This is a genomic window from Ralstonia pickettii, assembly GCF_000607165.1.
Classification (GTDB): domain Bacteria; phylum Pseudomonadota; class Gammaproteobacteria; order Burkholderiales; family Burkholderiaceae; genus Ralstonia; species Ralstonia holmesii.
Genome location: NZ_JFZG01000004.1, coordinates 509,441 through 534,775, shown reverse-complemented (window position 1 = coordinate 534,775; position 25,335 = coordinate 509,441). Strand labels below are relative to the sequence as shown.

At 62.9% G+C, this 25,335-nt stretch carries 22 protein-coding genes and 1 pseudogene; 19 read left to right on the top strand and 4 right to left on the bottom strand.

Annotation, left to right across the window (positions count from 1 at the left end; genetic code table 11):
- From BG83_RS27630 to map, 3 genes and pseudogenes are all read right to left on the bottom strand, one after another.
- Positions 1-636 (bottom strand): annotated as a pseudogene (locus BG83_RS27630) (16S rRNA pseudouridylate synthase); the annotation flags it as partial.
- Entirely contained in the window at positions 620-3,208 is a 2,589-nt protein-coding gene (locus BG83_RS0105590) for a [protein-PII] uridylyltransferase (RefSeq protein WP_024975797.1), read from the bottom strand. The gene BG83_RS0105590 and the pseudogene BG83_RS27630, both read right to left, overlap by 17 nt.
- Positions 3,209-3,326: 118 nt before the next feature.
- The gene (gene map / locus BG83_RS0105585; RefSeq protein WP_024975796.1) at positions 3,327-4,151 is read right to left on the bottom strand and encodes a type I methionyl aminopeptidase; all 825 of its coding nucleotides are present in this window, start codon (positions 4,149-4,151) and stop codon (positions 3,327-3,329) included.
- A gap of 304 nt (positions 4,152-4,455) precedes the next feature.
- Between map and rpsB the strand changes: the two genes are divergently transcribed.
- From rpsB to BG83_RS0105490, 19 genes are all read left to right on the top strand, one after another.
- Complete coding sequence (gene rpsB / locus BG83_RS0105580) at positions 4,456-5,199, top strand: 30S ribosomal protein S2 (RefSeq protein WP_004626667.1); 744 nt, start codon at positions 4,456-4,458, stop codon at positions 5,197-5,199.
- 248 nt (positions 5,200-5,447) lie between these two features.
- Positions 5,448-6,326, top strand: a complete 879-nt coding sequence (gene tsf, locus BG83_RS0105575) for a translation elongation factor Ts (RefSeq protein WP_024975795.1) — start codon at positions 5,448-5,450, stop codon at positions 6,324-6,326.
- A 293-nt stretch (positions 6,327-6,619) separates the two neighbouring features.
- The gene (gene pyrH, locus BG83_RS0105570; protein WP_009238238.1) at positions 6,620-7,330 is read left to right on the top strand and encodes a UMP kinase; all 711 of its coding nucleotides are present in this window, start codon (positions 6,620-6,622) and stop codon (positions 7,328-7,330) included.
- Between the two features lie 176 nt (positions 7,331-7,506).
- The gene (gene frr / locus BG83_RS0105565; protein ID WP_024975794.1) at positions 7,507-8,067 is read left to right on the top strand and encodes a ribosome recycling factor; all 561 of its coding nucleotides are present in this window, start codon (positions 7,507-7,509) and stop codon (positions 8,065-8,067) included.
- A gap of 52 nt (positions 8,068-8,119) precedes the next feature.
- The gene (gene uppS, locus BG83_RS0105560) at positions 8,120-8,896 is read left to right on the top strand and encodes a polyprenyl diphosphate synthase (RefSeq protein WP_024975793.1); all 777 of its coding nucleotides are present in this window, start codon (positions 8,120-8,122) and stop codon (positions 8,894-8,896) included.
- A gap of 3 nt (positions 8,897-8,899) precedes the next feature.
- Positions 8,900-9,718: a phosphatidate cytidylyltransferase gene (locus BG83_RS0105555; protein WP_024975792.1), complete on the top strand. Its 819-nt coding sequence runs from the start codon at positions 8,900-8,902 to the stop codon at positions 9,716-9,718.
- Between the two features lie 11 nt (positions 9,719-9,729).
- Complete coding sequence (gene ispC / locus BG83_RS0105550) at positions 9,730-10,920, top strand: 1-deoxy-D-xylulose-5-phosphate reductoisomerase (RefSeq protein ID WP_024975791.1); 1,191 nt, start codon at positions 9,730-9,732, stop codon at positions 10,918-10,920.
- An 86-nt stretch (positions 10,921-11,006) separates the two neighbouring features.
- Positions 11,007-12,395, top strand: a complete 1,389-nt coding sequence (gene rseP, locus BG83_RS0105545; RefSeq protein WP_024975790.1) for an RIP metalloprotease RseP — start codon at positions 11,007-11,009, stop codon at positions 12,393-12,395.
- 115 nt (positions 12,396-12,510) lie between these two features.
- Complete coding sequence (gene bamA, locus BG83_RS0105540; RefSeq protein ID WP_024975789.1) at positions 12,511-14,808, top strand: outer membrane protein assembly factor BamA; 2,298 nt, start codon at positions 12,511-12,513, stop codon at positions 14,806-14,808.
- Entirely contained in the window at positions 14,808-15,359 is a 552-nt protein-coding gene (locus BG83_RS0105535) for an OmpH family outer membrane protein (RefSeq protein WP_024975788.1), read from the top strand. Before bamA ends, BG83_RS0105535 begins: the two co-directional genes overlap by 1 nt.
- A gap of 10 nt (positions 15,360-15,369) precedes the next feature.
- Positions 15,370-16,443, top strand: a complete 1,074-nt coding sequence (gene lpxD / locus BG83_RS0105530; protein WP_024975787.1) for a UDP-3-O-(3-hydroxymyristoyl)glucosamine N-acyltransferase — start codon at positions 15,370-15,372, stop codon at positions 16,441-16,443.
- A complete protein-coding gene (gene fabZ, locus BG83_RS0105525) occupies positions 16,440-16,943 on the top strand; it encodes a 3-hydroxyacyl-ACP dehydratase FabZ (RefSeq protein WP_024975786.1) in 504 nt (167 codons plus the stop codon). Before lpxD ends, fabZ begins: the two co-directional genes overlap by 4 nt.
- Positions 16,940-17,755, top strand: a complete 816-nt coding sequence (gene lpxA / locus BG83_RS0105520) for an acyl-ACP--UDP-N-acetylglucosamine O-acyltransferase (protein ID WP_024975785.1) — start codon at positions 16,940-16,942, stop codon at positions 17,753-17,755. Before fabZ ends, lpxA begins: the two co-directional genes overlap by 4 nt.
- Positions 17,756-17,796: 41 nt before the next feature.
- Positions 17,797-18,930: a lipid-A-disaccharide synthase gene (gene lpxB, locus BG83_RS0105515; RefSeq protein ID WP_235193161.1), complete on the top strand. Its 1,134-nt coding sequence runs from the start codon at positions 17,797-17,799 to the stop codon at positions 18,928-18,930.
- A 4-nt stretch (positions 18,931-18,934) separates the two neighbouring features.
- On the top strand, positions 18,935-19,633 hold the full coding sequence (rnhB, locus tag BG83_RS0105510) for a ribonuclease HII (protein WP_024975783.1): 699 nt from the start codon (positions 18,935-18,937) through the stop codon (positions 19,631-19,633).
- Between the two features lie 22 nt (positions 19,634-19,655).
- A complete protein-coding gene (locus BG83_RS0105505) occupies positions 19,656-20,438 on the top strand; it encodes a TrmH family RNA methyltransferase (RefSeq protein ID WP_024975782.1) in 783 nt (260 codons plus the stop codon).
- Positions 20,439-20,581: 143 nt separating this feature from the next.
- Positions 20,582-21,457, top strand: a complete 876-nt coding sequence (locus BG83_RS0105500; protein ID WP_024975781.1) for a M24 family metallopeptidase — start codon at positions 20,582-20,584, stop codon at positions 21,455-21,457.
- A gap of 17 nt (positions 21,458-21,474) precedes the next feature.
- Positions 21,475-23,283 (top strand): SDR family oxidoreductase, encoded by a 1,809-nt coding sequence (locus BG83_RS0105495; protein WP_024975780.1) that lies wholly within the window; start codon positions 21,475-21,477, stop codon positions 23,281-23,283.
- 32 nt (positions 23,284-23,315) lie between these two features.
- Entirely contained in the window at positions 23,316-24,212 is an 897-nt protein-coding gene (locus BG83_RS0105490) for a metal-dependent hydrolase (protein WP_024975779.1), read from the top strand.
- A gap of 69 nt (positions 24,213-24,281) precedes the next feature.
- Here the strand turns inward: BG83_RS0105490 and BG83_RS0105485 are convergent, their stop codons facing one another.
- The gene (locus BG83_RS0105485; RefSeq protein WP_024975778.1) at positions 24,282-25,133 is read right to left on the bottom strand and encodes a pyruvate, water dikinase regulatory protein; all 852 of its coding nucleotides are present in this window, start codon (positions 25,131-25,133) and stop codon (positions 24,282-24,284) included.
- Positions 25,134-25,335: the final 202 nt, after the last annotated feature.

Genomic DNA, 25,335 nt, shown 5'->3' with positions numbered 1-25,335 from the left:
CGGGCGTTGATCGCCCTCACGACGGGGCGCGCGTTGATCGTCGCCTTGGCGGCGCGGGCGCTCGTCATCGAAACGACGGGGCGGGCGCTGATCGTCAAAGCGTCGCGGTGGGCGGTCATTGTCGAATCGGCGTGGAGGGCGCTCGTCGTCGAACCGGCGAGGCGGCCGATCTTCGAAGCGTCGCGGCGGGCGCTCGTCGTCAGCGCGACGGGGCGGCGGCCGCTGGTCGTCGTTGAATCGACGCGGAGGACGCTCGTCATCAAAACGACGCGGTGGGCGATCGCCTTGTACGCGGCGCGGCTTGGCGTCGCGCGTCTGGCCGTCGTCGTCGCGGCGCGGAGGACGTGCGGGGCGGGGCGGCTTACCGGCACCATCTTCCGGCTTGGGGCGGCGCTGCGACGGGCGCAGCGGCTGGCGCTCGCGGTTCAGGTCAGACGAGCGCAGCGGCTTGCCTGTGGAACGTACGGCATTGCCTTCGTCGTCTCGGCGCACGCCGAGCGTGGCACGCTTGCCCGGGCGGGTGGCGCGCTGAGTCGGGTCGCTGGCGCCGCGCTTGTCGTCGTCGCCGGGGAAATCATCGGAATCGGTAGTCATGAATCTAGACCGGTAAGGCTGGCGCTCAGATGGCGAGCGCATCAAGCAGCTCGCTTTCAAGCTCGAGCTGCAGTTTGTTGTCCTGGGTCAGGCGGGTGCCGTCGACCAGGAAGATGTCTTCCACGCGCTCGCCGAGCGTGTTGATACGCGCGGTGTGCACCGACACGCGACGGTGAGCAAGCACGCGGGCAATCGCGTAGAGCAGACCGGTGCGGTCTGTCGCAGAAATGGAGAGCAGGTAATACTGGCCGCGCTCGTCCGCCCGCAGGTCGACGCGAGGCTTGATCGGGAAGCTGCGCGACTGGCGCGAGATACGCCCACGCGGCGGCTCGGGCAGGGCGGTTTCGCGCGAGATCTGTTCAGCCAGTTCGTGTTCGACCAGCGTGATGATGTCGCGGTAATGCCCGGGCTCCACCAAGCCGCTGCTGGGGTCGGCCACCTGGAAGGTGTCGAGCGCGTAGCCGTGTTTGGTGGTGTGGATCTTGGCGTCAAGAATCGTCAGGCTCTTGCGCTCGAAGTAGCCGCAGATGCGTGCGAAAAGATCGGGCCGATCCGGCGAGTACACCGCCACCTGCAGGCCGACGCCCGCCGGTGAAATGCGCGCACGCACGATGGGGATCGTGGTGTCGACGCGGTTGTAGAAGTGCCGCGTGAACCAGGCGATGTCGCGTGCGTCGTGGCGCAGGAACACCCCCACGTCGAGCTGTTTCCACAGTGCCTCGTGCGCGGTGTCGTCCAGCGCGGCCAGGCGCAGCAGGGCGCGCGCTTCTTCCTTGCGACCTTCGAGCACGGCGTGCGGGTCCGTGGTGGCACCGCCGAGCACGCGCAGCGTCATGCGATACAGGTCTTCCAGCAGCTTGCCCTTCCAGGCATTCCACACTTTCGGGCTGGTGCCGCGGATGTCGGCAACGGTCAGCAGATACAGCGCGGTCAACCGACGCTCGGTGCCGACCAAGTCGGCGAAATGACGGATGACTTCCGGATCGCCCAGGTCCTGCTTCTGCGCGACCTGGCTCATGGTCAGGTGGTGTTCGACGAGCCAGACGACCAGGTCGGCGTCTTCCTTGGCAATGCCGTGTTCCTTGCAGAAGCGCCGCGCGTCGGACATGCCGAGCACCGAGTGGTCGCCGCCGCGTCCTTTCGCAATGTCATGGAACAGTGCGGCCACGGTCAGCACCCACGGCTTGTCGAAGTTCGCCATCAACTGGCTGCAGAACGGAAACTCGTGCGTGTGCTCCACGATGGCGAAGCGGCGGATGTTGCGCACCACCATCAGGATGTGCTGGTCGACCGTGTAGACGTGAAACAGGTCATGCTGCATCTGTCCCACGATACGGCGGAAGTTGACCAGGTAGCGGCCGAGCACGCTCGTCTGGTTCATCAGGCGCAGTGCGTGTGTGATGCCCTGCGGCTGCTGCAGGATCGACAGGAACAGCGCGCGATTGGCCGGGTCTTTGCGCCATTTCGCGTCCATCAGCGTCCGTGCGTTGTAGAGGGCGCGCAAGGTGCTGGCCGCCAGTCCCTTGATGCCACGCGTTTGCTCGTACAACAGGAACGTTTCAAGAATGGCCGTCGGCTCGCGCTGGTAGAGATCGGCGTCGGCAATTTCAAGCATGCCTTGCCGTTCGACAAAGCGATCGTTGATCTTGCGCGTGATACCCAGCTCGCTCGGGAACAGCTTTGCCTCGATGTTTTGCAGCACCACGGTATTGAGCTGCGTGACCGCCTTGGCCACCCAGTAATAGCGGCGCATGATCTGTTCGCTTGCGCGCTTGGCGGTGGTCGGGCGGTAACCGAACGATTCGGCCAATTGCGTCTGCAAGTCGAACACCAACACGTCCTGGCGACGCCCGGCCAGCAGGTGCAGGCGCGCCCGCACGGTTTTGAGCAGGCGCTCATTGCTCACCAGCTCCTGGGCTTCACGGCGCGTGAGCAAGCCGTTGGCAAGCAGCTCGTTCCAGCTCGAACCGAAGCCGGCCGCGCGCGTCATCCACAGAATGACCTGCAGGTCGCGCAGGCCGCCGGGACTTTCCTTGCAGTTTGGTTCAAGCGAATAGGGCGTGTCCTGGTACTTGGCATGCCGCTGGCGCATTTCCAGCAGTTTCGACTGGAAGAAATCTGCCGCGTCGAGGTGGCCTTGATAGTGCGTCTCAAACGTGCGGTACAAGCCCTCGTCGCCGGTCAGAAGACGCGCTTCCAGCAACGACGTGCGCACCGTGACGTCCTGTGCGGCTTCATTGATGCATTCGTCGACCGTGCGCACCGACGAGCCGATATCCAGCCCCATGTCCCAACAGCGGCCGATGAAGGCCTCCAGCCGGGCCTCCAATGCCTTGTCTGCGGTGCCCGGCAGCAACAGGAGGATGTCCACATCGGAATGCGGAAACAGCTCGCCGCGCCCGTAGCCGCCCACCGCAATGAGCGCGCAGGTTGCGGGCATCTGCTCTTCCTGCCAGAGCCGCACCAGCGCACGGTCCACCGCGCGCGCCAGCTTGGTCACGAGTTGTTGAACGTTGGCGTGCTGGTCGAACTGCGCGAACAGGTGTGCGCGCTCAGCTTTCAGGGCGTCGCGCGGGTGGGCTTCTTCGGCAGGGGCGGCAGCAGCGGAGGGCATGAGTGGAGCGTGAATGAAACAGCGACCGGAACGAGCCGGTCGCTGCAAGAGTTGAGCCGGTGCGGGGCGAGATCAGCGTGACGGTGCTGCCGCTGACGGTGCGGCTCGCCCGCGAGGATCAGGCCGTGGCCGGCGCGCCTTCGTGTACGAATTCCGGTGCCGGCGGCGTCAATGCCGACACGGTCAGCACTTCGTGGCCGGTTTCCGTCACCAGAAGCGTATGTTCCCACTGCGCAGACAGGCTGCGATCGCGCGTCTTGACAGTCCACTGGTCGGGCATCGTGCGGATGTCGCGCTTGCCCGCGTTGATCATCGGTTCAATCGTGAAGATCATGCCTGCCTTCAGTTCCATCCCGGTGCCGGGGCGGCCGTAGTGCAGGATCTGCGGATCTTCGTGGAATTTCTTGCCGATGCCGTGGCCGCAATATTCGCGAACCACGCTATAGCCGGCGGCTTCAGCATGTTGCTGGATCACGTGGCCGATGTCGCCCAGGCGTGCGCCGGGACGCACGGCCGCGATACCCTTCCACATGCATTCGAATGTGACCTGCGTCAGGCGCTTGGCCAGGATCGACCCTTCGCCCACGACGAAGGTGCGGCTGGTGTCCCCGTAATAGCCTTCCTTGGTGATGACGGTGATGTCGAGGTTGACGATGTCACCGCTCTTGAGCACCTTGTCGCCGGGAATGCCGTGGCAGATCACGTCGTTGACGGACGTGCAGATCGATGCCGGGAAAGGCGGATAGCCAGGGGGCGCATAGTTCAGCGGTGCCGGCACAGTGCCTTGCACGTCACGCATGTAGGCGTGGCACAGCTGGTCCAGCTTGCCCGTGGTCACGCCGGGCGTTACGAACGGGGTGATGTAATCCAGAACTTCGGACGCAAGCCGACAGGCCACGCGCATTTGCGCAATGTCTTCGGCGGTGTGAATGGTAACGGCCATGCTGTGACTCTTTCTGCACGCAGGCGCGCGAGGCGCCGCGTCGTGGCTAAAGTGTGAATTATCGCACCAAAGCGCCCCGGCCGGGGTTTTCGGGCGCCGGGCGCCAGTCCCGGCCCGTTTGCTGCGAATGCTCGGAAGGTCTTGAGTCGATTGGGTTTTTGCCGCTATAATCGCTGGCTAAGCAGTCGCTGGTCGTGTGGCCGGTGACGCTTGAAATCGCGAGCCGCTTCACCGCGGGTGTCCGTCGTAACGCATGCAACGGATGTCTGAGGCGGCTTCAGACCTAACCCGATTGGAGAATTTCATGTCCGTGACCATGCGCGAAATGCTGGAAGCCGGTGTCCACTTTGGCCACCAGACCCGCTTCTGGAACCCCAAGATGGCCCCCTTCATCTTCGGCCATCGCAACAAGATTCACATCATCAACCTGGAAAAGACGCTGCCGATGTACCAGGACGCACTGAAGTACGTGCGCCAACTGGCAGCCAACCGGGGCACCATTCTGTTCGTCGGCACGAAGCGTCAATCGCGCGAGATCCTGGCTGAAGAAGCGGCTCGCGCAGGTATGCCGTTCGTCGACAGCCGCTGGCTCGGCGGCATGCTGACCAACTTCAAGACGGTCAAGACCTCGATCAAGCGCCTGAAGGACATGGAAGTCGCCAAGGAAGCCGGCGCGACCGAAACCATGAGCAAGAAGGAAGCGCTGATGTTCGAGCGCGAAATGGACAAGCTGGTGAAGTCCATTGGCGGCATCAAGGACATGGGCGGTATTCCGGACGCCATCTTCGTGGTGGACGTTGGCTACCACAAGATTGCCGTGACCGAAGCAGCCAAGCTGGGCATTCCGGTGATCGGCGTGGTTGACACGAACCACTCGCCGGAAGGCATCGACTACGTCATCCCGGGTAACGACGACTCGAGCAAGGCTGTTGCACTGTACGTGCGCGGCGTGGCCGACGCGATCCTGGAAGGCCGCGCCAACGCGGTCCAGGAAGTGGTTGAAGCCGCTCGCGGTGGCGACGACTTCGTCGAAGTCCAAGAAGGCTAAAGACAAGAAGGCGTGCCCGCAGCTTGATTGCGCGGGACGCGTGCCAGGCCGCACCTGATGAGACGCATCAGGGCCGATGGCCAGACAGGGGCGCGTAACAAACGCCCCTTTTTTTTGAAATTTGTCATGCGGATGCCCCACGCGCGTCGTATTTCGTGGGGCGGCCGGATGGAAACCGGACGACAGGCCGGCGCGAGGCGAGAAATCCGCTTGCGACCGGACGACGATCTGAAACAAGGAGTATGAGAATGGCGGCAATTACCGCAAGCATGGTTGCAGAGCTGCGCGCGAAGACCGACGCGCCGATGATGGAATGCAAGAAGGCCCTGACCGAAGCCGAAGGCAACCTGGAAAAGGCCGAAGAGATCCTGCGTGTGAAGCTGGGCAACAAGGCCGGCAAGGCTTCCAGCCGCGTCACCGCTGAGGGCGTGGTCGCAGCGTTCGTCGAGGGCACCACGGGCGCCCTGGTCGAAGTGAATTGCGAAACCGACTTCGTTTCGAAGAATGACGATTTCCTGGCCTTCACGAACGATGTTGCCAAGCTGATCGCTCAGAAGAACCCGGCTGACGTGGCGGCCCTGTCGGCCCTGTCGATCGGTGACGAAACGGTTGAAGCCGTGCGTACCCGCCTGATCGGCAAGATCGGCGAGAACATGACGATCCGCCGCTTCCAGCGTTTCGAAGGCACCCAGCTGACTTCGTATCTGCACGGCACCCGCATTGGCGTCATGGTGGCATTCGAGGGCAACGAAGTGGCGGCTAAGGACGCAGCAATGCAGGCTGCCGCCATGAAGCCGGTGTCGCTGTCGGCTGACGACGTGCCGGCCGAGCTGGTCGCCAAGGAGCGCAGCGTTGCTGAGCAGAAGGCTGCGGAATCGGGCAAGCCGGCTGAAATCGTTGCCAAGATGGTGGAAGGCAGCGTGCAGAAGTACCTGAAGGAAGTCTCGCTGCTGAACCAGCCGTTCGTGAAGAACGACAAGCAGACCGTTGAGCAGATGCTCAAGGCTGCCAACACGACTGTGAAGGCGTTCACGCTGTACGTGGTGGGCGAGGGCATCGAGAAGAAGCAAGACGACTTCGCTGCTGAAGTGGCTGCCCAGGTGGCCGCTGCCAAGCAACAGGCGTAATGCTGCGACGGCCGTTTCCGATGGTGCGGCGATTCGCCCTCCGGCGCAGGCCGGGAGGTGTCGTTTCCACCCTTGGCGCAGCCGTATAATGCCGAACAAACAGGGCACCGAAAGGTGCCCTGTTTGCAGGTGCAGCCTGCTTGCGCGGGTATCGTTGGGAGGATTTCCTGACGGCTTCCGCGCAAGAAGGTTGCGGGATGTGCGAAGTCCCCGCTTTGCTCGTCGTTGTCATATCCGCAGCGTCATTTCCCCCTTTCCTGTTTCCCGTACCAGGAATCGTCACGAGGATCTCCATGCCTGCCTATAAGCGCGTTCTACTCAAACTTTCCGGCGAAGCCCTGATGGGCGACGATGCCTTTGGCATCAACCGCAGCACCATCGAAGGGATGGTCAACGACATCGCCGAAATCGTGAAGCTGGGCGTGCAGGTGGCAGTGGTGATCGGCGGTGGCAATATCTTCCGCGGTGTTGCGGGCGGAGCCGCCGGCATGGATCGCGCCACGGCCGACTACATGGGCATGCTGGCCACCATGATGAATGCGCTGGCCCTGCAAGACGCCATGCGTCATGCCAACCTCGAGGGTCGCGTGCAATCGGCGCTGCGCCTGGACCAGGTGGTCGAGCCGTACATCCGTCCCCGCGCGATCCGCCAATTGGAGGAGGGGAAAATCGTGATTTTCGCCGCCGGCACCGGCAACCCGTTCTTCACGACCGACACCGCCGCCGCGCTGCGCGGCTCGGAAATCGGTGCCGAGATCGTCCTCAAGGCCACCAAGGTGGATGGCGTCTACACCGCTGATCCAAAGAAGGACCCGAGCGCCACCCGCTACACCACCATCACGTTCGACGAAGCCATCTCGCGCAACCTGCAGGTGATGGATGCGACTGCCTTTGCGCTGTGCCGCGACCAGAAGTTGCCGATCAAGGTGTTCTCGATCCAAAAGCCGGGCGCCCTCAAGCGCGTGATCCTGGGTGAAGACGAAGGCACGCTGGTGCACGTCTAAAACCAGCGGCAAGCCTGGTTGCAGGCGCCTTTTTTAGCGTTCGCTGACCCTGCGTAAATGGCGTTGGCGAGCGGCTTCCATGTAAAATCGCCTATTGTCTTTTTGGTCTTGCCGGTGCCCTGTGTCGTTTTCCAGGGCGCAAGTTCGGCAGACCGCCGTTATCGTTCGGAGGAAGTATGAGCGTCGCCGATGTCAAAAAGAATACCGAGCAGAAGATGCAGAAGTCGATCGAGGCTCTCAAGGCGGATCTGGCCAAGATCCGTACTGGCCGTGCCCACACCGGTCTGCTCGATCACGTGCAAGTCGATTACTACGGCTCGATGGTGCCGATCAGCCAGGTTGCCAACGTGACTCTGGTGGATGCGCGCACGATTGGTGTGCAACCGTGGGAAAAGAAGATGGTGCAAGCCGTCGAGAAGGCCATCCGTGAAGCGGACCTCGGTCTGAACCCCGCCACCATGGGCGACATCATTCGCGTGCCGACGCCCGCGCTGACCGAAGAGCGTCGCAAGGAGCTGACCAAGGTCGTGAAGGGCGAGGGCGAAGATGCCAAGGTCGCCGTGCGCAACCTGCGTCGCGATGCCAACGAACAGCTCAAGAAGCTGGTGAAGGACAAGGCCATCTCGGAAGACGACGAGCGTCGCGGCGGAGACGACGTTCAGAAGCTGACCGACAAGTTCGTCGCCGAGATCGACAAGCTGGTCGCCGAGAAAGACAAGGAAATCATGACGGTGTAAGGCCGTCTCCCGCCGCCGGCGCATTGGGCGCATGCGGTGGGAAGCCCGATTCATGCATATCAGTTCGACACTGGCGGTGCCCGACACCGCCGATACGCCGCGCCACGTCGCCGTCATCATGGACGGTAACGGCCGCTGGGCCACCGAACGGCATCTGCCGCGTGTGGCCGGGCATAGCCGCGGCCTCGACGCCGTACGAGCAACCGTTGAAGCGGCGGCACGCCGTGGCGTCGGTTACCTGACGCTGTTTGCCTTCAGCTCCGAAAACTGGCGCCGCCCGGCTGAGGAAGTCACTTTCCTCATGAAGTTGTTCATGACGGCGTTGCGCCGCGAAGTCAGCAAGCTGCACGACAATGGCATCCGCTTGCGCGTGGTGGGCGATCTTTCTGCGTTCAGTCCGCGCATCCAGCTTTTGATTCGCGAAGCTGAGGCCAAGACGGCTGCCAACCCCGGTCTGACTGTCACGATCCTTGCCAACTACGGCGGGCGCTGGGACATCCTGCAAGCCATGCGCGCCTTGTTGAAGGCGCAGCCTGGCATTGCACCTGACGCCATCACGGAAGAGATGCTTGCGCCGTACATGGCCCTGTCTTACGCGCCGGAGCCGGATCTGTTCATCCGCACCGGTGGCGAGCAGCGCATCAGCAACTTTCTGCTGTGGCAGCTTGCCTATTCCGAGCTGTACTTCACCGATCGCTACTGGCCCGACTTCGATGCCGCAGAACTCGATCGCGCCTTTGCGTGGTATCGCAACCGCGAGCGCCGCTTCGGCCGCACCAGCGCGCAGCTCGATCCCGATGTTCCCCCCGCGCTATCCGCCGGAGCCTGACACATGCTGCTGACTCGCGTCATTACCGCTGTCTGCCTGCTGATTGTCATCCTGCCCATTCTGTTCTTCGCGCCGCCCGCCGGCCTGGCCGGGCTCGTGACGGTGTTTGCAGCCCTCGCCGCGTGGGAGTGGGGGCGTCTCGTGCGCCTGCCCGGCTGGTGGGGGCCGATTCTCTATGCGGTCGTTGTCGTCATGCTGACGATCGCTTGGCACGACATTCCCGTTCGCGGTGATGTGCGGCCGCTATTCCATGGCGCGGTAATCGCGTGGGTGATCGCCTGGGCGCTGCTGGCGGGTGGTGTGCGCGAGTTGCATGGCACGCGCAGGGTCGTGTTCACCCTGCTGGGCTTGGTGATGCTGCCGGCGTTCGTGCATGGCGCCATTGAATTACGCACGCACGGCATCGCATTTCTGCTTTCGGTGGCGTTGCTCGTGTGGGCGGCCGATGTGGGCGCCTATTTTGTCGGCAAGGCCATTGGTCGCCGCAAGCTTGCTCCGACCATCAGCCCGGGCAAATCGTGGGAAGGTGCAATCGGCGGTGCCGTGCTGGTTGCGGTGATCGCCAGCGTGGCCGGTATCACGCATTGGTTTGCACCGACGTGGTTCTCGCACGAGTTTGATCAGCGCGGCGCCGTCGCCGCCCTTGCACTAACCATCTTGTTGGTGGCGGCAAGCGTCGGCGGTGATTTGTTTGAATCCCTGCTCAAGCGTCAGGTCGGCATGAAAGACAGCAGCCGCCTGTTGCCCGGCCACGGTGGTGTGCTCGATCGCATCGACGCGCTGCTGCCGGTGTTTCCGCTGGCTGCGCTGCTGATTTCCTGAGGCGTCTGAACATGATGCGTTTGACCGTTCTTGGCGCCACCGGCTCCATTGGCGACAGCACGCTTGACGTGGTGCGCCGCCATCCCGACAAATACAGCGTTTTTGCGCTGACCGCCAACGCGCAGGCCGACAAGCTCGCGGTGCTCTGCCGTGAGTTTCGTCCGAAGATGGCGGTGCTGGGTTCGGCCGCGGCGGCGGGTGCATTGCGAGAACAGCTCGGCGCAGATGCTGCCGGCATCGAAATCCGCGCCGGCACCGAGGCGTTGGAAGAGGCTGCCGCGCACACCGACTGCGATGCGGTGATGGCCGCCATCGTTGGCGCCGCAGGCTTGCGTCCGACGCTTGCCGCCGTGCGTGCCGGCAAGCGCGTGCTGCTGGCCAACAAGGAGGCGCTGGTAATGTCCGGCGCGCTTTTCATGGACGCTGTGCGTCAACATGGCGCCACCGTGCTCCCCATCGACAGCGAGCACAACGCCATCTTCCAATGCTTGCCTCAGCAAGTTCCGCAGTTCGGGCGGGGCGTGTCGCGCATCGTGCTGACGGCATCGGGCGGCCCGTTCCGCACGCGCGCTGTGGAGTCCCTTGCGGATGTCACGCCAGATCAGGCTTGCGCGCACCCGAACTGGGTGATGGGACGCAAGATCTCCGTCGACTCCGCCACCATGATGAACAAGGGGCTGGAGGTGATCGAGGCGCACTGGCTGTTCGGCGTTCCGGTCGAGCATCTCGAAGTCCTGATCCACCCTCAGAGTGTCATCCATTCGATGGTCGGCTACGACGATGGCTCGGTGCTGGCGCAGCTAGGCAATCCGGACATGCGCACGCCGATTGCCTACGGCTTGGCATATCCCGAACGCATCGAAGCCGGTGTTCCATTGCTCGATCTTGTCACCACGGGCGCGCTGACGTTCGAGGCGCCGGACCTGCGCCGCTTCCCGTGCCTGGCGCTGGCCTTTGACGCACTGCGCGCTGGTGGTACGGCACCTGCTGCGCTGAACGCGGCCAACGAGGTGGCTGTCGAAGCATTTTTACAGCGCCGCATCCGGTTCACCGAGATTGCTGCCGTGGTGGGCGACACGCTCGCCCGTACCTCCATCGTGCCCGCCGACTCGCTCGACACCGTTTTTGAGGCCGACGCCCAAGCGCGTCAGCAAGCTGAGCGCTATATCGCGACCGTATGCGCGCAACTGCCGGCCGCCTGAAAGCGCGCTGTCAGAGCAAGCGGGTAACATAGCGGCTTCGCGCGGGGCCAGCCCGCGCGTGCCCTTCAGTGCATCCGGAGAAGGTTTTGCAGACCGTTTTAGCGTTTGTCTTTGCGATCGCGGTACTGATCGTCATTCACGAACTGGGCCATTACAGCGTCGCACGCCTGTGCGGCGTAAAGGTGCTCCGGTTTTCCGTTGGCTTCGGCAAGGTGCTGTTCCGTCGTGTGGGCCGCGGCCCTGACCGCACCGAATGGACGATCTGCGCCATTCCGCTGGGCGGCTACGTCAAGATGCTGGGCGAGGGATCGCGAGACCCCGAGAAAGACCCGCCCATCCTCCCCGAAGACCTCCCGCGCACCTTCGATCACCAGCCGGTCTACAAGCGGTTCGCCATCGTGGCCGCTGGCCCGATCGCGAATTTCCTGCTCGCAATTGCGCTCTATGCAGTGCTGGCATGGGTCGGCGCAATCGAGCCGTTGCCTATCCTCGGCGCTCCGCCACCGGGCAGCATTGCCGCCCAGGCCGACCTGCATGCCAGGGACCGCGTGATCGCAATCGGTACGGACGATGAAACACCTGCGCCCGTGCGCAGCTGGAGCGATGTCCGCATGCGCTTGTACTCGGCCGGCATCGCAGGGCGCGACGCGCTTGTACAAGTGCGCGGCGCCGATGGTGTCGAGCGCACCGTCCGCCTGCATGGTTTGCCAAGCGCAGCCCGTACGCCGCAGGCCGACGTAATTGACCAGATTGGTTTGCGCCTGCAGGGCGGTCCCGTCACCATCGTCGACGTACTTCCCGCCAGTGCCGCGGCACGCGCAGGGTTGCGAGCCGGCGATCAGATCGTCCGCTTCGCGGGCCAGCCAGCCGATCAGGCGATGGACCTCATCCGCCAGATCCGCGCCATGCCCGAGCAGAACGCGTCGATCGACATCCTGCGCAACGACCAGCCCATGACGCTGCCGGTTCGCCCAGACGCAGACGTCGATCCCAAGAACCCCGCGGGCCCGAAGATCGGCAAGCTCGGCGCGCAGCTCAACCAGAAGGTGGAAACGGCGATGATCCGAGACGAGCCGCTTGCCGCCTTGGGCCACGCCGTGGGCGAGGTCTGGCGGACTTCGGTGCTGTCGCTCCAGGTCCTGGGCAAGATGATCATCGGTCAGGCGTCGCTGCAGAACCTGAGCGGACCGATCACTGTGGCGGACTTTGCAGGCAAGGCGGCAAGCCTTGGCTGGCAGACGTTTGTGAGCTTTCTCGCGTTGATCAGCGTCAGTCTCGGCGTGCTGAACTTATTGCCCGTTCCGGTATTGGATGGGGGGCATTTGCTGTATTATTGCGTGGAATTTTTGACTGGCCGACCCGTGCCGGAATCCTGGCAAGCAGTCCTTCAGAAGATCGGCGTCGCCTGCATCCTGCTTCTCACTTCGCTCGCCCTGTACAACGATTTGAGTCGGTTGTTTCTGACTCGTGGCTAGACCGTATTCAAACTGGGTCGGTTAGCCGCATCGTTGCCACCGGCGTGAGCGGGCAACTCAGGGTTTTGAAAACACTCAGAAGTGGATTCCGATTGAATCCAACTAGGGGATTAGATTGATCAGACAACATCGCTTCCCGCTCAGCGTGCTGGCGGCTTCCGTGCTGACCGTTACTGCCGGTCAGGCTCATGCAGTGGAGCCGTTCGTCGTCAAGGACATTCGCGTGGAGGGTGTGCAGCGCGTCGAGCCGGGCACCGTGTTCGGCTATCTGCCTGTGAAGGTGGGTGAGACCTTCACCGACGAGAAGGGCGCCGAATCGATTCGCGCGCTCTACAACACCGGCTTCTTCAAGGACGTTCAGATCCGCTCCGAAGGCAATGTGCTGGTGGTGCGCGTGGAAGAGCGTCCGGCGATCTCGCAGCTCGAGTTCATCGGCTTCAAGGAGTTCGATAAGGAAGCGCTGCGTCGTACGCTGCGCGGCGTGGGCGTGGCCGAGGCCCGTTACTACGACAAGTCCCTCATCGACCGCGCCGAGCAGGAAATCAAGCGCCAGTATGTTTCGCGCGGCTACTACGCTGCCGAGGTGACGACCACCGTTACGCCGGTCGATGCCAACCGTGTGTCGATCACGTTCACGGTGGACGAAGGTCCGACCGCCAAGATTCGCCAGATCAATATCGTCGGCAACAAGGCCTTCAAGGAAGGCGACCTGCGCGACGAGATGCAACTGTCTACGCCGAACTGGCTGTCGTGGTACACCAAGAACGATCTGTACTCCAAGCAGAAGCTCACGGCTGACCTGGAAGCGTTGCGCTCGTTCTATCTGGATCGCGGCTACCTGGAATTCGCCATCGAGTCGACCCAGGTGTCGATCACGCCTGACAAGAAGGACATTTACCTGACGCTGAACATCCACGAGGGTGAGCAGTACAAGGTATCGGACATCAAGCTGACCGGCGAGCTGCTGGGCAAGCAGGCCGAGATGGAGAAACTCATCAAGCTCAAGCAGGGCGATGTCTTCTCTTCGGCCAAGCTGTCGTCGACGACCAAGTCGATTACCGATCTGCTCGGCACGTACGGCTACGCTTTCGCCACCATCAACCCGCAGCCGCAAATCAACCAGAAGGACCGCACGGTTGCGCTCACGCTGGTGGTCGATCCGGGCCGCCGCGTGTACGTGCGTCGCGTGAACGTTGTCGGCAACAGCAAGACCCGCGACGAAGTCGTGCGCCGCGAAATGCGCCAGATGGAAGCCTCCTGGTTCGATGGCGAGAAGCTGCAGCTTTCGCAGAACCGTGTGAACCGTACGGGTTACTTCACCGATGCGAACATCACGACGGAAGACGTGCCGGGTACCACCGACCAGGTCGATGTGAACGTCAACGTGACGGAAAAGCCGACTGGCCAGATCAACCTGGGCGTGGGCTTCTCTTCGACCGACAAGCTGGTGCTGTCGGCGGGTATCCGTCAGGACAACGTGTTCGGGTCCGGCACGAGCCTCGGCCTGGATGTGAACACGTCCAAGTCGAACCGCACCATTGCCGTGACGCAGTTCGATCCGTACTTCACGGTGGATGGCATCAGCCGCTCGACTGAGCTGTACTACCGCACGTACCGCCCGCTGTACTACACGGGTGACCAGGACTACCGCGTTGTGCAACAAGGTGGCAACGTCAAGTTTGGCGTGCCGTTCTCGGAAACCGATACCGTCTTCTTCGGCATCGGCTACGAGCGCACGACCATCGACGTGACGACCAACACGCCGCTGGCCTACCAGAACTACGTCGCGAAGAACGGCCGTATCACCAATAACTTCCCGATCACCATCGGCTGGTCGAAGGATCAACGTGACAGCGCTCTGGTGCCGACGCGTGGTCGCTATCAGCAGGCCAACCTGGAGTTCGGTATTCCGGGCGGCGATCTCCAGTACTTCCGCGCGTACTATCAGCACCAGTATTTCTATCCGCTGTCGAAGTCGTTCACGATGGCGTTCAACAACGAAATCGGGTACGGCCACGGTTACGGCGGCAAGGACTTCCCGGTCTTCAAGAACTACTACGCCGGCGGTATCGGCTCGGTGCGCGGTTACGAAACCAGCACGCTGGGCCCGCGCGACGCCAACGGCGTTGCCATCGGTGGCGCCAGCAAGTTCGTCGGCAACGTGGAATTCATTTTCCCGCTGCCGGGTTCGGGCGTGGACCGCACCGTTCGCCTGTTTACCTTCTTTGACTACGGTAACGTGTTCGCCGAAGGTCAGCCGTACAAGCTGGGCGACATGCGCTACTCGACTGGTTTCGGTTTGTCGTGGCTGTCGCCGATCGGCCCGCTCAAGATCAGCATGGGCTTCCCGATCAAACGCAAGACCGAAGATCAAACGCAACGCTTCCAGTTCCAGATCGGGACTGCATTCTAATGACTGCATTCATCATGAAATCCACGCGCATCACCTTGTCCCGCATGGGCGTGTCCGCTGCTTTCGCCGCACTTGCCGCAGCCAGCTTTGCGCTGCCGGCCACGGCGCAGGAAGCGCGCATCGCTGCTGTCAATTCCGAGCGCATCCTGCGCGACTCGCAGCCTGCCAAGGCCGCACAGGCCAAGCTGGAAACCGAGTTCGCCAAGCGCGACCGCGAGCTGCAGGACATGGCTGCCAAGCTCAAGGGCATGTCCGACAAGCTGGACAAGGAGTCGGCTGTGCTGGCCGATTCTGATCGCACCCGCCGTCAGCGTGAATTGTCGGACCTGGATCGCGACTTCCAGCGCAAGCAGCGCGAATTCCGTGAGGACCTGAACCAGCGTCGCAATGAAGAGCTGGCCCAGGTGCTCGAGCGCGCCAACCGCGTGATCCGCTCGATTGCCGAGCAGCGCAAGTACGACCTGATAGTGCAGGAAGCCGTGTACGTGAACCCGCGCATCGACATCACGGACGAAGTGCTCAAGGCGCTGAATTCGCAATCGGCCAAATGAGGTTGTTCGCATGTCGTTTTCGCTTGGTGAACTTGCTGCGTCGCTCGGCGCGACCGTCCAGGGTGACGCAGGCCTGATCGTCAAGTCGATCGCGCCGCTGGATCAAGCGGGCGCCGATCAGCTCGCTTTTCTTTCCAATCCGCTGTACCTCAATCAGGCTGTGAGTTCCGGTGCGGCGGCGATCATCGTGTCGCCCCGCGATCTGGAAACGCTCGAAAGCCAAGGCCACGCTGCTGGCCGGAACTGGCTCATCGCTGCCAACCCGTATGCTGCGTTTGCTCGTGTCGCCCAGCGCTTTGTTGCGCTGGCGGCGCGCCCCGTTGTGCCTGGCATTCACCGGACTGCCAGCGTGGAAGAGGGCGCCACGGTGCCAGCGTCATGCTCCATTGGTCCGAACGTGACCATCGAAGCTGGCGCGGTGCTCGGCGAGCGTGTGCGCATCGCGGGCAACAGTTTCGTTGGTGCCGGTGCCCGCATTGGCGATGACACGTTGCTCTACGCAAACGTGTCGATCTATCACGGCTGCGTGGTTGGTGCCCGCTGCATTGTGCATAGCGGCGTCGTGATCGGCGCGGATGGCTTTGGCTTTGCACCCGACTTCGGTCCGCAGGGCGGCGAATGGGTGAAGATTCCGCAGACTGGTAGGGCCGTGATTGGCGACGACGTAGAGATCGGCGCGAACACCGCCATCGACCGCGGCGCGATGGCCGATACGGTGGTCGAACAGGGTTGCAAGATCGACAACCAGGTGCAGATCGCGCACAACGTGCATGTGGGCGCCTATACCGTTATCGCCGGCTGCGCTGCCATTTCTGGCAGCACGAAGATCGGGCGCTACTGCATCATCGGTGGCGCGGCCAATTTTGCTGGCCATCTGACGATTGCCGACCGTGTGACCGTTTCAGGCGGCACCTCCATTACCAAATCCATCACCAAGCCCGGTGGCCATTTCACCAGCGTTTTCCCATTCATGCCGCATGGCGACTGGGAACGTAACGCGGCCATCGTCCGAGGCCTGACGCGCATGCGCGAACGGTTGCAACAACTCGAACAGCGGGTCAAAGACCTGCAGCAACAATCATGACCGAAGCAACGAATGCGACGAGCGCGACCCCCAGCCCCGTCAGCGATTTCAATATCAAAAAGATTCTCGATCTGCTGCCGCATCGCTACCCGATGCTGCTGGTGGACCGCGTGATTTCGCTGGAGCCGCGCAAGTCGATTACGGCCATCAAGAACGTGACGTTCAACGAGCCGTTCTTCAACGGGCACTTCCCCGGCCATCCGGTGATGCCGGGCGTGTTGATGCTCGAAGCGCTGGCGCAAACCGCTGCGCTGCTGACGTTCGGCGAGGCCGATCACGAGCGCAAGGAAAACCAGCTCTACCTGTTCGTGAGCATCGATGGTGCACGCTTTAAGCGGCAGGTGATCCCGGGCGACCAGCTCGTGATGACGGCCGAACTGCTGCGCTCGAAGAGCGGTATGTGGAAGTTCAAGGTGTACGGCAAGGTTGACGGCGAAGTCGCCGTGGAAGCCGAAATCATGTGCGCCGTGCGCGAAGACAAGTCCAAGGGCGAGGCATGACGCAAGCACAGAAGATCCACCCGACCGCGCAGATTGATCCGAAGGCCGAACTCGATTCGAGCGTCGAGATCGGCGCGTTCACGGTCGTGGGCCCGAACGTGCGGATGGGCGCAGGCACGCGCGTCGGGCACCACACGGTGATCGAGGGCTACACGACGCTGGGCCGCGACAACAGCATTGGCCACTTTGCTTCCGTGGGCGGCCGCCCGCAGGACATGAAGTATCGCGATGAGCCGACGCAGCTGATCGTCGGCGACCGCAATACCATCCGCGAATTCACCACGATCCATACCGGCACTGCGCAGGATGCCGGTATCACGTCCATCGGCGACGACAACTGGATCATGGCCTACGTGCATATCGCGCACGATTGCCGCGTGGGCAACCACACGGTGTTCTCGAGTAACGCGCAGATCGCGGGTCACGTGGAAGTCGGTGACTGGGCGATTCTCGGCGGCATGTCCGGCGTGCACCAGTTCGTGCGTATCGGCGCGCATGCCATGCTCGGTGGCGCATCGGCGCTCGTGCAGGATGTGCCGCCGTTCGTGATCGCCGCGAGCGACAAGGGCGGCAACAAGGCCGCGCCGCACGGCATCAATGTGGAAGGCCTGCGCCGCCGTGGCTTTACGGCCGAGCAGATCACCGGTCTGCGCCAAGCGTACAAGCTGCTCTACAAGAGCGATCTGAGCTTTGATCAGGCCAAGGCGGAAATCGCCGCCCAGATCGCTCAAACGGACGACGCCCCCACGCGTGAGGTGTTGACCGCGTTTGCTGATTTCATTGCCGCCACCAAGCGCGGCATCGTGCGTTGAGCGAGCAGCCTCAGAACACCACGCCGGTGCGCCGCATCGGCATGGTGGCAGGCGAGGCTTCCGGCGATTTGCTGGCCTCGCTGCTGCTCAAGGGGTTGCGCGCACAACTGCCTGCCGACATCGCCTACAACGGCATCGGCGGGGCCCGCATGACGGAGCAGGGTTTCCAGTCGAACTGGCCGATGCACAAGCTGTCGGTCAACGGCTACGTGGAAGTGCTCGGCCAGCTGCGTGAGATTCTTACGATCCGCAAGGAACTCAAGCAGGATCTGCTGGAGAAGCCGCCGCTGGCTTTCATCGGCGTCGATGCGCCGGACTTCAATTTCAACGTCGAGATCGCCATGCGGCAGGCGGGTGTGCCGGTGGTGCATTTCGTGAGCCCGTCGATCTGGGCGTGGCGTGCCGGCCGTATCAAGACGATTGCTCGCGCGGTCGACCATATCCTCTGCCTGTTCCCCTTCGAGCCCGAGATTTACGCCAAGGCCGGCATTCCGGCCACGTACGTCGGGCATCCGCTCGCGGATGAGATTCCGCTGGTGCCGGACATAGAAGGCGCGCGCACGCGCCTCGGCCTGCCGTTGGGCCGCAAGGTCGTTGCGGTGCTGCCGGGCAGCCGCAATTCCGAAGTGAAGCATCTCGGGCCGACGCTGTTCGCGGCAATGTCACGCATGCAGGCGGTCGAGCCGGATCTGGCTTTTGTGCTGCCGGCGGCCAATGCGACGCTGCGCGAGCGCATCGATGCGATGCGCGCGGAGCACCCAGGCTTGCATCTGTGGGTCGTCGATGGCCAGTCGCACGCCGCCATGGAAGCGGCTGACGTCATCCTGCTTGCCAGCGGCACGGCCACGCTGGAAGCGGCGTTGTACAAGAAGCCGATGGTCATCACTTACAAGGTGCCCTGGCTGACGGCGCAGATCATGAAGCGCAAGGGCTATCTGCCGTACGTGGGGCTGCCGAACATCCTGTCCGGCCGCTTTGTCGTACCGGAATTGCTGCAGGATGACGCAACGCCCGAGGCACTTGCGCGCGAAACGTTGCTGCAACTGAGCGATCATGGCAACGCCACGTTCCTGCGTGAGCACTTCACGCAGATGCACCTCACGCTCAAGCAGAACATGGCGGAGATCGGCGCGAAAGTCGTGGTCGATCTGCTGCGCAGTCGCGGTAAGCTTTGAGCCCATGGCGTCCCGCAAACCCAATCCCGACCAGCTTGGCCTGCTGCTCTCGCAAGAGCCGGCGGCCAAGCGCGCGCGTCGCATCCTCTGCGGCGTGGATGAGGCTGGACGCGGGCCTTTGGCCGGACCGGTGACGGCTGCGGCGGTCGTTCTCAATCCGCGCAAGCCAATTAAAGGCTTGGCCGACTCCAAAATCCTGACCGCCAAGAAGCGCGAGGCGCTGTACGACGAGATCGTCGAAAAGGCGCTCGCCTGGCATGTGGCGGAAGCCACCGTCGAAGAAATCGACCGCATCAACATCCTGCACGCGACCATGCTGGCCATGCAGCGTGCGGTGCACGGCGTGGCCGCATTGGGCACGCTGCCCGATCTCGTGCAGGTGGACGGCAATCGGTGCCCACAGGTGGCATTTGCGGTGGAGGCCATCGTCAAGGGCGATGCGCTGGTGCCGGCTATTTCGGCGGCATCCATCCTGGCGAAGGTGACACGCGACCGCCAATTGGCCGCGCTGCATATCGAGTTTCCGCTCTACGGCTTTGACGTCCATGCCGGCTATGGCACGCCGCAGCATCTGGCGGCGATCGACCTGCATGGCGTGACGCCCCATCATCGCCGCTCGTTCGCGCCCGTGCGTCGTGCGCTGGAGGGGATGAGCGCCATCAGCATCGAAACCACCGCTGCAGGCAGCGCCTGGGACGACTGACCTTTTTCTGCTGGGCCCATTCGTGAAGCACATCACTTCCCGCGATAACGCGGTGTTCAAGCATCTCAAGGCGCTTTCGGGCTCGACGCAGCATCGTCGGCGCGCTGGGCAGTCCGTGCTCGACGGCGTGCATCTGGTCACGGCGTATCTGGATGCAGGCCACGTGCCGGAGCAATGCCTGGTTTCGGAGCGCCATATCCGGCACCCGGAAGTGGTCGCGGTGCTCGATCGCGTTGATCCGGACTCCGTCATCCTGCTGGCGGACAACCTGTTTGGCCAACTCACCACGGTCGTCAACGGCATCGATCTGATCGCCCTGGTGGAGACGCCGGAAGGCAAGTTGCCGCAAACCATTGAGGCGGACTGTGTGATCCTGGATGGCATTCAGGATGCCGGCAACGTCGGTTCCATCCTGCGCTGTGCGGCTGCTGCCGGCGTGCGTGATGTGTTCATGACACCGGGCTGCGCGTTCGCGTGGTCGGCCAAGACATTGCGGGCCGCCATGGGCGCGCATTTCCACCTGAACATCGTTGAACACTGCACGTTCGAGAGCGTGCATTCGCGCCTTCAGGTGCCGCTGTTGGCGACGTCGTCGCACGCCAAGCAGGCTGTGTTCGATGTGTCGCTCAAGGCGCCCGTCGGTTGGGTGTTCGGAAACGAGGGTGCGGGCGTGTCGGACGACTGGCTTTCTGCCGTGACAACGCCTGTGACGATTCCGCAGCCGGGCGGCATGGAATCGCTCAATGTGGCTGCCGCAGCAGCGATCTGTCTGTTTGAAGCCGTGCGACAACGCCGCGCGGGCTAAACCTCTCTTTTTTCTGTCGATTACCGGTCACACGGCGTTTTCAAACGCCAGAAAAGTCCCGCATTGACTTTGACATTGAGTAATGGAACATTTGGCGCGGTGCCAATGAGCGCCCCCCGATACCCATACTCAAGGAGACCGGCATGCCGAACCCCACCCTGGCGCGCGTCCATGTCGACGAACTGGCCCAGTTTCGCGAAATCCAGCAACTCGCCTACGCGTGCGTCGAGGCCGTCGGCGGCATGCTGCGCCCCGGCATGACGGAGAAGGACGCGGCCAAGCTGCTCACTGAGTGGCTCGGCGATCGCGGCGTGCACGACTGGCTGCACAAGCCGTTCGCCTGGTTTGGCGATCGCACGGCGTTCCAGGGCTTTTCGGGCCTGACGCACATGGCCGGCTTCAACCTCGCGTTCTTTCCATCGTCGCGGCGGCTGGAGGAAAACATGCCGGTCATCCTGGACGTGGCGCCCGTGCGCAATGGCGTGATCGCCGATGTGGGCTATGCCATGTGCCTTGGCGAGAGCGCCATCCTCGAACAACTGCAGGACGATCTGATGGCGCATCGCGAACTGATCGTGCGCCTGATTCGCGAGCGTCGGTCAATGGCCGACGTAGCGCGTGCAGTGGATCAGCTCTGCATGAAGCAGGGCGTGGAGCCGCGCCACAAGGCCTATCCATTCAAAGTGCTGGCGCATCGCGTGGCCAAGCTGGACAGCCCATCCAAACCGCGTTTTGTTGCGCGCTTCGGGTTGAATGCCACGCGCAATCTAATCCTCGACCAGGTGCGCAGCGGCAAGCAGGAAGGGTGGTCGCCGCTGTGGTCGATCGACCGTCGATCCGAACATGCGCCGGTGCCGGGCTTGTGGGCCGTTGAGCCGCACCTGGGTTTCCATGGCGTCGGTGCCAAGTTCGAAGAGCTGCTCGTCATCACCGAAGACGATGCTTACTGGCTCGACGACGATCTGCCGCATGTGCGCCGCTGGCAGCAACGCCAGCTTGCGCAGCAGCGCGCCGCCTGATGCGCGGGGAGGCTCACATGAAAACGCTTCTTGAAGAGGCTCCGCTGGCGTTGTTCGAGCCGGCTGCTACCGTCCCGACCATCGAACACGCCGAGCGCACCGTGCAATCCGGCAGCGTCTCGCTCGCCGTCAAGACCTGGGGCGACCCGGCGCATCCGACCGTCGTACTCGTGCACGGCTACCCCGACAATAGCGAGGTCTGGCACGAGATGGCACCGCTGCTCGCGCGGGATTACTACATCATTGCCTACGACGTGCGTGGTGCCGGCAAGTCAAGTTCGCCCAAAGGGATGCGCAACTACACCTTCGCGCGATTGACCGACGACTTTATCGCCGTGATCGATACGCTGAGCCCAGGCAAGCCGGTGCACCTGATCGCGCACGACTGGGGTTCGATCCAGTCGTGGGAGTTCGTGACGGAGGAGCGCCTGCGCGGACGCATTGCGTCATACACATCGTGCTCAGGGCCTTGCCTGGACCACGTGGGTTACTGGATGCGCGCGCGGCTGTTGCGGCCGACGCCGTCGTCGCTGGGCAAGATGCTGGGGCAGCTCGTGCGCTCGTGGTACGTGCTGCTGTTCCATTTGCCCATCGTGCCAGAGCTGAGTTGGCGCCTGTGGCTCGGGCGCGCGTGGCCGCGTGTGCTGCGTCGCGTTGAGAAGACCGCCATCGTGCCGCGTGCCACGCAGACCGCCGATGGCGTGCGCGGTGTCTCGCTGTATCGCGCCAATTTCGCCCGCAGCTTGTTCACGCCGCGCAAGCGTGTGGCGCATGCGCCGGTGCAGGTCATCGTGCCGACGCTGGACAAGTACGTCAGCCCCGCGTTGTCCGAAGACCTCTCGCGCTGGGTGCCGCAGTATTGGCGCCGCGAAGTGGTAGCGCGGCACTGGCTGCCGGTCACGCATGCCGCACGCATGGCGGAAATGGCACGCGAGCTGATCGAGCATGTCGAGGGCAAGCCGGAATCCGAAGCGCTGCAACGCACGCGTCAGCATGGCGAGCGCAAACCGTTCTCCGGCAAGCTGGCGGTCATCACGGGAGCTGGCAGCGGCATCGGTCGTTGCGCGGCGTTGGAATTCGCGGAGCAGGGTGCGGCGATCGTCGCTGTCGACATCCGTGCCGAAGATGCAGAGCGCACGGCCAAGCTCATCCGTCTCACCGGCGGCAAGGCGTGGTCGCGCACCGTCGATGTCGGCAATGCCGAGCAGATGGAAGCGCTGGTCGACTGGGTCGGCAAGGACCTAGGCGGCGCCGACATCGTCGTCAACAACGCCGGCATCGGCATGGCGGGCGGCATTGTCGACACCTCCGAGCGCGATTGGCAGCGCATCCTGCACGTGAACGTGTGGGGTGTGATCCATGGCGCCCGGCTGTTCGCAAAGCAGATGGTGGCGCGCGGGCAGGGCGGGCACATCCTGAACACTGCATCAGCGGCGGCCTTCGCGCCATCGCGTGATCTTGCCGCCTATGCGACGACGAAGGCCGCGGTGCTGATGCTGTCCGAATGCATGCGCGGCGAGCTGGCCGGGCAGGGTATCGGCGTGTCGGCCATCTGCCCCGGTTTTGCCGAGACCGGAATCATGGCCTCCACCGTCTACACCGGCACGACCGAGGCACAACAGGCCCAACTGCGTGCCCGCGCGACCAAGCTCTACCAGCTGCGCGGCCTCAAGCCCGAGACCGTGGCAAAGGCCATGTTCAGGGCGGTTCAGCGCAACAAGCCCGTTGTCACGATCGGCATCGAGGCGCACTCGTCGCGCTTCATCTCGCGCTATGCACAGTGGCTCAGCCGGCTGATTGCGCGCGTAAGCATGGCGGGGCATTGAGCCCGCGCAGACAAGAACATCAGGAGACCACCATGACCGCGCCCAATTACTTCATCAAGGCCCGCCACGTCCGTTTCGACTGGAAGGACACGCCCATCCAATGGATTCCTGGCGACCCGTCCAGCACGCACATCATCAACATCCTGAACCTGCTGTTTCCCGCCGGCGAGCTGTGGTTTTGCCGCGTCTACAACAAGGCGCTGCCGCTGATTACCGACACAAAGCTGCGCTCTGACGCCGAGGGATTTCTGCGCCAGGAGGCTGTCCACTCGCGCTCGCACGGCGGTGTGCTGGCGCATTACTACAAAGACCACGGCATCGACACCCAGCCCTTCACCAAGCGCCTCGATTGGCTTTTTTCCAAGGTGCTCGGCGAACAGCCGCTGGGCCTGAAGATCGGCCACACGCGCTTCTGGCTGCGGCAGCAGCTCGGCATCATCGCCGCGCTGGAGCACTTTTTCGGCTATCTGGGCAACTGGGTGCTCAACGCAAAGGGGCTGGATGCCGCCCATGCCGATCCCGTCATGCTCGACCTGCTGCGCTGGCACGGCGCAGAGGAGGTCGAGCACCGCACCGTCGCGTTCGACATCTTTCGGCACATGGGCGGCTCGTATCTCGAACGCTGCTTCCACATGCTGACCACGATCCTGTTGCTGCTGTACTTCCTGGTGACGGGTTTCCGCTTCATGTACAAGCGCGATCCGGGCGCGGGCAAGTTTCCTGGCTTTATCCGCGGCTGGTGGCACGGCTCGCGGCGCAACTGCCTGCCATCGTTCTGGAAAATGCTGGGGGCTGCGTTGCGCTATTTCCGCCCCAGCTATACGCCGCATCACGAAGGATCGACCGAGCAGGCGCTGGCCTACCTGGAAACATCGCCAGCAGCGCAAGCCGCGGCGCATGGCGGCAACTGGGTGCGCGATCGCGCCTGACTGGGCCGCAGAAAAGCAAAACGGCCGGTGCAATGCCGGCCGTTGTGTTTGAGGTCTGAGAGCGCTCGCTCAGTAGTTGTTGTGATCCATCTTGATGTCCTGCAGGATCGTCGTGGCAATTTCCTCGATCGACTTGTGCGTTGACGACAGCCACTTGACGCCCTCGCGCCGCATCATCGATTCGGCTTCGTTGACCTCATAGCGGCAATTTTCCAGCGCGGCATATTTGCTGCCTGGGCGACGTTCATTGCGGATTTCCGACAAGCGCTGAGGATCGATCGACAGCCCGAAAATCTTGTTCTTGTAGTTGTACAGCACCGTGGGCAGCTTGCCGCGCTCGAAATCGTCCGGAATGAGCGGGTAATTGGCAGATTTCACGCCGTATTGCATTGCCAGGTACAGGCTGGTCGGCGTTTTGCCGCTGCGCGATACCCCCACCAGAATCACATCCGCCTCGGCCAGGTTCTTGTGTGACTGGCCGTCATCGTGCGCAAGTGAAAAGTTGATCGCTTCGATGCGGTTCTTGTACGCCTCGGTGTCGGCGTTCTGGTGAAACCGGCCGATGGCGTGGGTCGACTTGAGGTTCAGTTCCCTCTCGAGCGGCTCGATGAAGGTCTGGAACATGTCCAGGATGGTGGCCTTGGCCCGATGGACGATCTCGTTTGCCTCGGCATCCACCAATGTGGTGAAGACGATCGGCCTCACCCCCTCGGCGTGAAAGGCTTCGTTGATCTTTGCGACCGCAACGTGAGCCTTGTCGATCGTGTCGACAAACGGAATCCGCACCTGTCGGAATTTCATCTCAAACTGCGCCAGGATCGAGTGGCTAAACGTTTCTGCGGTGATCCCGGTGCCATCCGACACGATGAAAACGGTGCGGAACGGTGTGCGGTTGGGAGATGCGGGGGCGAGGTCGGTCATCGAAAACGAGGGGTTTTTCCAGCACGCCGGCAGGAAATCGTGCTGCGGCACGGTAGAATAGCGGCGATCGTTTAGCTAAGCAATTCGGGCCGATCGCCTGTCAGGCAATGCCACAGCGGCAGTGCTGGCAGGGCATCCGGATGGTTTAGCCAAGCGATTCGCGCGGCCAGACGACAAGAAGAAAGCCCCGTGCGCATCCGAC